Origin of the sequence: Blautia sp. DFI.1.216 (assembly GCF_020594215.1) — a bacterium.
Classification (GTDB): Bacteria; Bacillota; Clostridia; order Lachnospirales; family Lachnospiraceae; genus Blautia_A; species Blautia_A wexlerae.
The window spans coordinates 1-10,187 of record NZ_JAJDML010000079.1 but is presented as its reverse complement, the minus strand read 5'-3'; the positions used below and the strand labels follow the sequence as shown (position 1 = coordinate 10,187).

General features: G+C 38.7%; 9 protein-coding genes and 1 pseudogene. All 10 read right to left on the bottom strand.

Annotation, left to right across the window (positions count from 1 at the left end; genetic code table 11):
* Positions 1-2,970, bottom strand: a 2,970-nt coding sequence (locus LJE11_RS17840) for an SrtB-anchored collagen-binding adhesin (protein WP_227296342.1), incomplete at its 3' end; no start/stop codon positions are given.
* 760 nt (positions 2,971-3,730) lie between these two features.
* Positions 3,731-4,144: pseudogene (locus LJE11_RS17835) on the bottom strand (conjugal transfer protein); the annotation flags it as partial.
* An 8-nt stretch (positions 4,145-4,152) separates the two neighbouring features.
* On the bottom strand, positions 4,153-4,380 hold the full coding sequence (locus tag LJE11_RS17830; protein ID WP_118573122.1) for a hypothetical protein: 228 nt from the start codon (positions 4,378-4,380) through the stop codon (positions 4,153-4,155).
* Positions 4,381-4,630: 250 nt separating this feature from the next.
* On the bottom strand, positions 4,631-5,191 hold the full coding sequence (locus LJE11_RS17825) for a hypothetical protein (protein ID WP_182448118.1): 561 nt from the start codon (positions 5,189-5,191) through the stop codon (positions 4,631-4,633).
* Positions 5,172-5,474 carry an SIR2 family NAD-dependent protein deacylase gene (locus tag LJE11_RS17820; protein WP_182448119.1) on the bottom strand — a complete coding sequence of 101 codons (303 nt, stop codon included), beginning with the start codon at positions 5,472-5,474 and terminating at the stop codon, positions 5,172-5,174. Before LJE11_RS17820 ends, LJE11_RS17825 begins: the two co-directional genes overlap by 20 nt.
* Positions 5,475-5,504: 30 nt before the next feature.
* Entirely contained in the window at positions 5,505-6,782 is a 1,278-nt protein-coding gene (locus LJE11_RS17815; protein WP_118338536.1) for an IS630 family transposase, read from the bottom strand.
* Positions 6,783-7,028: 246 nt separating this feature from the next.
* Positions 7,029-7,343, bottom strand: a complete 315-nt coding sequence (locus LJE11_RS17810) for a helix-turn-helix domain-containing protein (protein ID WP_019162573.1) — start codon at positions 7,341-7,343, stop codon at positions 7,029-7,031.
* Between the two features lie 79 nt (positions 7,344-7,422).
* Positions 7,423-8,379, bottom strand: a complete 957-nt coding sequence (locus tag LJE11_RS17805) for an ORF6N domain-containing protein (protein WP_144136875.1) — start codon at positions 8,377-8,379, stop codon at positions 7,423-7,425.
* Between the two features lie 176 nt (positions 8,380-8,555).
* Entirely contained in the window at positions 8,556-8,903 is a 348-nt protein-coding gene (locus tag LJE11_RS17800) for a TnpV protein (protein ID WP_144136876.1), read from the bottom strand.
* Between the two features lie 200 nt (positions 8,904-9,103).
* Positions 9,104-10,187 (bottom strand): ATP-binding protein (locus tag LJE11_RS17795; protein ID WP_227296340.1); only part of this gene is annotated, 1,084 nt, incomplete at its 5' end.

The following is a 10,187-nucleotide window of genomic DNA, read 5'->3' as shown; positions in this document are numbered from 1 at the left end:
GATAAATGCCATTACATTTGTACTGTCGCCCGTTTTGGGACTGTCGCTAGGTCTGTTAGGCTTTTCCGGTGTCGGTGGTGTTTCGGGTTTCTCTGGTTCTTCTGGCTTTTCCTTAAAAGTAATCGTCTGTCCCTTATCCTCAATATCCTTATGCTCGGTAACTTTCTTCGGCTCGTCTGGATTGCTCAAATCATATAATTCTTCAAAAGTTACAAGCTGTTTGCCGTCAAGGGAAGTAGCGTCAAAGGTAAAGGCAACTTCCACTTTCATAGTTTCGCTGTCAGCGGTAAACATATAATCACTTTCCACACGCTTTCCATTGATAAGAAGCTCTGCATTTTCTTCTTTCAACATCTGCCAGCCCACAAGTTTGTACTGTGTACCGACTTCTAAGCCCTCTAAGGTTACGGTATCAATGATTGTAACGTCTTTTCCTGCTTCAAGTTCTTTATTGCCGTCCTTATCCGTAGCAGTCGTATGAATTTTGACGATACGCTCTGTGATAAGTACCGTTTGCCCGTCGTCCTCAATGTCTTTATGTTCCGCAACTTTTACGGGTTCGTCTGGATTGCTTAAATCATACAATTCTTCAAAGGTAACAAGGTTTTTGCCACCTAAAGCAGACGCATTGAATGTATAGGAAATTTCCACTTTCATTTCTTCATCATCAGCGACAAAGGTATAATCATTTTCCACACGTTTCCCGTCAATGATAAGCTCGGCGTTTTCTTCCTTTAACATCTGCCAGCCTTTGAGCTGATATTTTGTGCCTTTTGTAAGTCCGTCTAATTTGACAGTATCAACGATTGTAACCTCCTTTCCTGCAAGGATAGTCTTTTCGCCGTCTTTGCTGGTCGCTGTGGTATGAATAGAGATTTCTTTTTCGTATTCATCAGTCAGCGTTCCTAAATCAATCACAAGGTTATTTCTTGATACCACGATTTCAAAAGGTGGGATAAGTTCAAAGCCTTTGTTACTATCAGAGCGTAATTCTTCAATGATATAGGTATCATAAGGTAATGCCCCCTTGCTGTCGTCTGGTTCAGAAGTCCCAAACCACACACCGTCCTCACTGGTCTTGCCTGCGTTTGTATTGTGCTTATGAGAAGCCCAGTCGGCAGAAGTGGAGAATTGCCCGTTATCATCAGTTACCACTACATGATTTTCGCCCGTTGTCTTGCTTGTGATCCTAAAGGGAACATCAGCAAGACGCTTATGTGTGCCTGCACCGATTTTTACGCCCTCAATATCTCCACGCTTAATCTGATTATAAATAGAATGGGCTTTTTCTGTTAAGTCCACGATTTTTCCATTTTCTGTGATTGTAAAATCAATCGGTTTTGCACCGTCAGTTAAGTAACCGTCGGGAGCTTCACTCTCAACAATACGGAATTTTCCATAAGGTAAGAGGTCAGAAGAAGTAGAAGCGATACCCTCAATATCTGTACGAATAGTTTTTACGACTTCATTTTTCTTATATAGCTTGCCCTCAACTAAAACAGAATTATCATTTAAGGAAATGATGTCAAAGACAGTATCTTTCAGAGTGGCACTTCCTTGTGGCTTTGTATCGCCCGTTTCTAAATCTCGTTTCTGAATTTTGACACCGCCACGGATAACCTTGTCTGATACGGAAAACTGGTTACTTCCAGATAATACGGCAAGGTCTCCGTCCTCGGTAATCTGTGTTACATATAAGCCCTTAATCTGTTCGGACTTATCGCCAGCCTGCATATATGCACCGTCCAACAAGTAGCCGTTTGGAGCTTTTGTTTCCTCAATGGTTAGTGTCCCAAGTGGAAGAACCGCCTTACCGCCCTGCATATAGAAGTTGTCGCCAGATACCTTGTAAGCGTCCGCTAATTTTGTGATGTAGTGGGTTGTTCCGTCGCTGTCTGTTTCAGCGATTGTCTTTGTAACCCATGTACGAGTAACTTCGGCAGGGAGGTTGTTTTTGTTATAGAAGCCAGCATAATACTTCCATGTAAATTCCGCACCTGCTAAAGAAGCGTCCCCTTGCGGATTGTCTTTCTGTGTTTCCATATCAATCTTGAAAAGCTCAATCAAAGTGTCTATTACTTTTGGTGTATCTGATACTTTCAAGGTTGCTGTCTTTCCAGCTTCAACCTTTAAGGAATATACAGTTTTATCCACTTTATATCCTGCTGGTGCGGATAATTCCTTGATATAGACTGTGCCAGCCGTTACCTCTGCAACATCTGTATTTCCGTTTTCATCAGTCGTAAGGGTGGCAAGCTGTTTCGTGCAGTCCTTATCAGAAAAGACACCATAGGTTGCACCTGCAATAGAGTAATTCCCGTTACCGTCTGTAATGCTGGTATTACTGGAAGTCTTTTGCAGTTTCGCATTTCCGACATTCAGTTTCGCCCAGAATTGCCCTAATTCCTGCCCCTCGCCAGAGTAGATATAACCGCCACATTCATAGCGTCCTTTATTTTCTTTGACAAAGGCTCTTGCACCAGCGAAAACTTCGTCCTGCGTAGCCTTTGGTATTTCATCATAAGAAGCTCGCACGTTATCACATTGCCAGCCAAGATGTACGCTTAATCTCTGCCAGACCACACATTGTTCCAACAGATAGACTTGCTTGTAGTTCAATTCCTTGTGAGTTTCGCCATACTGTTTGACATACCCTAAGGATAACGCCACATCTGAAATCTGGTCGGCACTCATGCGTGAGCTTGCGTCAGCTCTGGTCTTGTAGCCGTTCTTAAAATCTGTATTGATGTCAATACAATAGGCAGTTTCGCCCTCGACTTTCATATAGCCCTCATTGAATGTCGAACCGATAGAACCGTCATTCATTACTTTTTCAATGATACCGACACGCTCCGCACTTTCCGTCCAGTATTGCTTGCTTTCTGCATGAACGGGTGTAGTCGGTAAAGCAGTAACGACAGTTGCAAGAGCTAAGAAGCCCATACACAATCGTTTCCATGTCTTTTTCATAAATCTAATGCTCCTTTCATTTTTGGTAATAAAATAGCCGTCCAATAAGAACGGCTGGAAATAGAAAAGGAACGTCATTTTAGGCGTTCCATAGTCTATAAAATATTCAATTTTTTTACTGATGTGTTACTCATCAAAATCTCAAATCAAGGTTATTTGACACCAATTTTGACACCAAATTTTTGTATATTGACGATTTTTGATGAAATGTGATAAATTCATAAAACCCGTAAAAAGCCTGTAAATAAGCACTTTACGGCACTCTATGAACTAAGACAAAAGCTACGCTGTAATAACAAGAGGTGAGTGCTAATTTTTTGTGAAGAATTTGTGAACGCTACGAGCCATGCAAAATAGCAAAAATAACGCCCTGCAAGTTTACTTGCAAGGGCGTCTATTTTTGCTATTTTATAGGGCGACAGCGAGGGAATAAATTCCCTCGCTGTGCATGGCGTAACATTCTCTTTCGCACTCAATTTTCTTGATTTGACCACATTTTTACGACAAATTCTTGGAAAAATATATTCGTCTGATTTTCTTACCACATTTTACGACAACGGCTTATGGTTTATACCACAGCAGGTACAGTTTCCGGCAGATTCATTTTAGACATCTCATTTTCCACGTGAGACTTCTCTGCAATATGATTGTAGACATTCATTGTAATCTGTGCATCTGAATGTTCTTCGCTCCGCTACGGTCGGTGCTAAACGGATGTCCACATTACTCTGTTTTGTTGTATACTATTCTGCTGTAATATTTATTCTACAATCTTACAGTTATCGTTCTTATGTAATACAAGCTCATACTGTGAGATTTGTGTCATTTTCGACTTATTATCCAGATACTTCACAGACACACTGACCTTGAGGTTATCGCCATCTTTGGTAAAGACAGGGTTTACCAGTTCTGAAAATACATAGTCGCCAGAAACAGGAGCAAGCACTCCGTCTTTGACATAATAGACAAGTTCCTTTTCCGCAGCTGTCGGGTACAGATTAAAAAATGTTTCCAAGAAAACGGTAGCGTCCTTGACTGTATCAGAGCTGACACGGACATCGGTTTCCTGTGCTTTCGGCTCATGCTTTGATTTCTGTACTGCTGGAGCAAGTGTCGGATTCTGGGTAATGGCCATTGCACCGTCCTTATACACATGAACGGTCACGCTGACTGTCATTGGCATTAAGACTGAACATACTCATTAGTTCTCCGAGCTTCATATAGATTCCGGCAAAACACATTATTCCCAGTCAACTCAATCACCTTTGCATTTTCCAAAACCACTTCATCCAGTTTATCCTCAAATTCCTTATCTTCATCGTACCAGAAAATGATACGACGCTGATAAAACTCAGGCAGAAATACAGCAAATCTGCGATTTAAATCTTGTATTATTTTGTCTGTATCCATGCTGCATTATCTTCCCTCTGTACTTTCAAATATATGGTACTTATCGCTACACCTGCATAAATTTCTTCTATAATCATGGTTCTCTTTCCTTCTTTATCCAAGATCTGGTTGTTGACAAAAAATAGCTTACCTCATATAATGAGTATAGGTTTATAGTGCATCCGTGATGGTGTCTGTTTACAGATGCTATGTTGCCTGTATTCCAGCTGTCCGGGGTCTCCGTGATGGTGTCTGCTTGCAGATGCTTGAATCACGGGGTCTTTTTTTGTCCATATTCCAGAAAATCATATATCCTAATCATTCTGTGAAGATTACTACGATTCGGACTATCTAAAGAACTTAAAATATTGTTGTTCTCTGTAAATATCGCTTGCAAAATACTTCGATACTGATTTACATCTATTTTTTCTTCTGGCATACACCCAAGCAAACGAATTGCCTTCATTAAACTATCTTTTTCTTGTGTCCATACTTCCCATGCTGTTCTTTCTCCAATTGCAGAACGATTACGTTTAATTGTTGATTCTGTGACAATTTCAGTATATGAATGTGGGGCTTTTTCTTCTGCCAATTCGCTTTTCATATTAGATTTTGAAATATAATACCACACCGGCAATTTCCAGGAATTTTGTTTTGCAAGCTCTGGATAAACAAATTCTAATAATTGCTCGCATGAATATAACGAATCGTGTAAAATAATGTTTCTATACCATTGTTCAGAATTTACTGCTCTTGCTAAACCATATACACCGGTCGTTGTTAAACCAATCGAAAGTGCAAGCATATTTTCATCAATACGACCATCTTCCAATGAAATCCAGATTATATTCAACAAAAATAAATCTTTTTTGTAAAATTTCTATTTTATCCAATGGCAAACATTCCACAACATCGCTAAGAATCGCCTGAATATCTGAATCTGAAATAGAGTAACCTATGAAAATAATCGGATATTCCATAAAAATCGTCATCAATTTTGCGGCAAGATATTTTCCTTTGTCATAAAATTTCTGATAATCTGCTTTGTTAATGACAATGGATTCTGGATTTTGTACAGAACCATGAATTTTATAGATTTCCGCAATTCCTTGCAACTGTGAAAATACTAGTATAATCCGTTTTAATTAGTTTTCTGTTTTGGCAGACTTTTTAGGACTGCGTTTTATAGGCTTAGGTGCACGTTTACAACTCAGTTCTTCCGATGCCGCCTTGGCATTGACAACTTCATACACAATCTGGTCAATATCCTCTGTAGCTAGGTCGATACTATCGAGATTATAAGACCCATGGTATGGAATAGGAATCTGATTAATCTCATCAAAGTATTTATAAATCCGCTCCGACAGTTCTTCCTTGCTAGCAACACGTATACCTTGAAGCATTTGCTTTGTGAGTTTGCTGAAAAAACCTTCTACCAAGTTAAGCCAGAAACCATGAGTTGGTGTGAATACAAACTCAAACCTTCCTAAATGGTTATTTAAATATCGCTGTGTTTCCTGCGATGTATGTGCCGAATGGTTGTCAAGGATGAGACGTATTTTATCACCTTCAGGATATTTTGCATCCAACCGTGTTAGGAACTCCACAAAATCTGAACTTTTGTGGGTATCACTCACCAGTGGGATTGCCTCTCCTGTAAGAAGATCTATCGCCGCCAGTAACGATATAGTACCATAGCGGATATACTCATAATCCCGCATATAGCTGCTGCCTTTCTCTGTATTACTAATCGGCGGCAGATCTGGAGTTGTGGAGCCGATTGCTTGTATTCCCGGTTTCTCGTCATAGGATAACGTATGGACAGGGGTTCCCTCAAAAGGTAGCAGATTCCCGTCTTTATCAAACTGCAGTGAAACCTGCTTATAAATTACAAGGACATTGTGCATCTTTGAATCGAAATCAGGATCCCTTTTTTCGCAGTAATATGTGACTTTAAAAGGACGGATTTTGGCATTGGCAAGAATTTTCCTGAGAGAAAATTCTGAAACATGTTCTAACCTTGGATGCCCTTCCTTCACAGCAATAGACTGTATAAAACGAGTAAAGCTGGCGGGATACCAAAATTCAGCAGAAAAACCGTAATCCAGCGGCTTCTGGCAGGCTTTATTGACCACCCATGTGATGTCATCATCGGATATTTCCTGCTTGCGACCTTTTCCTTTGCAATCGTTTAAAGCATTATCAATACCGCCAGCAAAATATTTCTGGAGACATAAGCGGACGGTAGGAACGGTTATATCAAGCTTGTCGGCAATGGCTTCATTGGTATAAGAATCACTTTTTAATAACAAAATCTTTGCCCGGATATATTTTCTGGCTTCCGTTGTTGGACATCGAAGAAGACACTCTAAAGAGTTTTTTTCATCCGTTGTAAGCTTCAGCACTTTTACTGTATTTGGCATCGTATCATTCCCCTTTCATTATGGGAATAGTATACCATACTTCAAACATAAAGACAATTAAAATGGATTATACTAGTTCTTTAATAATTCATATTTAATAACATGGATTATTAATAGCAACGGTTTGTCCAGTATGGGATTTACCATATCTGGTTTTCCTATTTTCTGATGTCCGGAGATAGAAATTTCCTATGACCTGATTGTCCAAAATTGGACTATCCACCCTTAGGCACTTCTCTGCTCCACTTAATCATTTTCTTCTCCTAATGGAACTTCCCGGATAATATATTCGGTATCGCCATAAAAGCCATACTCATTACGCAATCTATGACGTTCCACATATCCATGATGCTCTAATTCCTTAATTGCAGAACGAACAGAATCAATCCCATCTCTGCTCAATGTTGCCAGTCCTTGCATATTGTAATTCCAGTCATCTGGCAAACTTAACATCAGCGATAATAGACCTTTCGCTTTCAATGTCAGATTCTTATTCTTGAAATGGTGATTACTCATTACCGTAAAATTCTTAGTTCTCTCTACACGAAAAATCTGTGCCATGCTCCCCACTTCCTTTCCAGACAGAAAAAGACGCAAGCCATATTCTTATGACTCACGCCTTTCTGCATAACTTACTTTTCTATTCTTCTGTTTCCAATTCCAATCTCTGTAAAATATCTCTTACAATACCTGCATCTTCAATCAGATTAATTCCAAAACATTTTTTACCTGCATCCTTCAAAGACGCACCCACATGATATGCTTTCGTTTTATCAAGAATTAAAAAACGATCATGAAATGCTCTTGTGTACTTCACATCCAGTTTAGGATACTGTGCATTAAAGTTATCTACATCTGTTTGAGATAATTTTGTCCGTTGCTGTGTATAAACTGTCACCGCCACATTTTCTTTCTTCTTTGACAAAATATTTAATGTTCCTACATCCACATATCCATCTACCAGAACAATTTCCATTTCTGCTTTCTGAATCAGTCCTATCAATAAGCTGAATGCATCATATATCTGACCATCAAAAAATATCTTTTGATTAGACTCCTCATGATCTGATATGTACTCAAAAATCTGTTCCAGTTTTTCATCTGTCTTTTTCTGATATTCCAGTTGTTTTAGCTCAACGTTACTAATCCTTTCAAACAAAAGTGCATTGTTGGCTATAAACCGTCGCATTTCTACAAATGCACGCATAATACCTATACTTACATTAATTGCCACCTCACTATGCAATACACTTGCAAGCATGGATATTCCCTGCTCTGTAAATACATACGGTAATGTACGTCTGCCACCATAACCATTTTCTGTTCCACTGCCATTTGAGATGCCAAATTGGCATTTCAAGTTTTCATATTCATCTTTTGTAAGCTGAAATCGAAAATCTTCTGGAAATCTGGCAATATTTCTTTTAACGGCTCTGTTTAACGCTCCCGTTTCTACCTGATAAAGCATTGCCAGATCACTATCCACCATGACTTGTTTGTTTCTTACTACATAAATCAGATTTTCAACGTCCGGTGGCATGATTTCAACTATTTGTGTTTCCACTGGTTCCATTTCTCTTACTTTCTGATCCGCCATTCCATCTCCTCTATAACTTGAAATGCCAGACTGGCATTTCAAGTTACTTTACCGCACAATCATTTCTTATGAGTTCCCAAAATCCATGTTCCCATTTTTCCCTATTTTTCTCATTCTGCCTACTGCTATTTTTCATACAATAATGAGGTCGCAATCCACGACCTCATCACCTTCATTTAAACATAAATCAATTCATTGAGAATAATCTCTTCTGCAATTGCTTTGTGTTGATTAGCAGCTCTTACCCAGGCAATCTGATCTTTCTCTTTATCCGGCAATGGTTCTTTTTCTTCTAACTGTTTCAGTATTACCTCTTCCCGTTCTCTGGCTGCCTTGTCCACTTCCAGAAGATGCTCTCCAATGGTATCCTGTAAAAGCATCACCTGATAGGTTGAATTTCGATAGTTTTTCAGATAATCTCTGCGAAGAAAACCATACTTGCCAAGTTGCTCCATCTGCTCACCGGATTTATAGGTGAGATTCGGGATCAGATATCCATTTACATTTGTATACGTTAATTCCATTTTATTAGCACTCTCCATTTCTCATCATTTTTTGACCACAAATTTACGACATTTACGACAAATCTGACACTGCTTTACAATACCAGACAAAATGACTGATGCCCCGGAAAGCCTGTAAAACAGGCACTTCCGGGATACACAAGACAGGACAAAAATCAACTTCCATTATCAAGTGATGAGTGCTAATTAATTTGCATTGCTCAGTCTACAATCCCCAATAACCAGTCTCTGGCATTAATACGTCGAATTCCCTCATATTGTTCTTCTGGTTCTTCATCCATTGTTAAGATAATCTTTGGATAATGATCTCGTATCGCCTGTAATGGTCTTAATTCTCTCAAAAGTGTATTTTCATCCTGTACAGTCAGTGCCACCTGGAAATATACTGTTCCCTTTTTATTCTGTGCCACAAAATCCACTTCATATGAATTGATTTTTCCAACATACACATCATATCCTCGACGTAACAATTCCAGATAGACTATATTTTCCAGAACATGTCCTGCATCTGCCTGCCTCGATCCTAAAAGCATATACCTCATTCCAATATCAACTATATAATATTTTTCAAGAGTTTTTAAATATTGTTTTCCCTTTATATTATAACGTTTTGCCTGATATATAATATAACTCTCGCTAAAAGCCTCCAGATATTTTTCCACCGTTTTTGTATCAATTTTTCGCCCTTCTGAGGTCATCGTATCTGCAATTTTTTTTGATGACAATGGATTTCCTATATTATCAAACACAAATCTTAAGACACTCTTAAGCATCATAGTATCTGTGATTTTTTTCCTGTTTATAATATCCTTTACAACAATCGTATTATAGATTCCTTCCAGATAATCTCTGATCTCATCTGGCTGATTTTTTAATTCCAGTGTAAACGGAAATGAACTGTTCTGCAAATACTCAGCATATTTGATTCCTCTGTCATTCATACTGCCAGTACTCTCCATATATTCCTTAAAAGACAACGGCAACATTTCAATCTGAATATATCTTCCTGAAATCATAGTTGCAATCTCACTGGACAACATATATGCATTGGAACCAGTCACATAAATATCTATGTTTTTTTTAATATAAAGACTGTCCAGCACTTTCGGAAAATCTGTTACATTCTGAACTTCATCAAGGAAAATATATGTCATTTTTCCATCAATCAGACGTTTCTTTAAATATTTATATAATTTCCTGTAATCTGTCAGTTCTTCATAATCAAGATCGTGAATTAAAAACTTTATCCTCACACGACTGAAGTCGCGTGCTTCCAGACGCTTT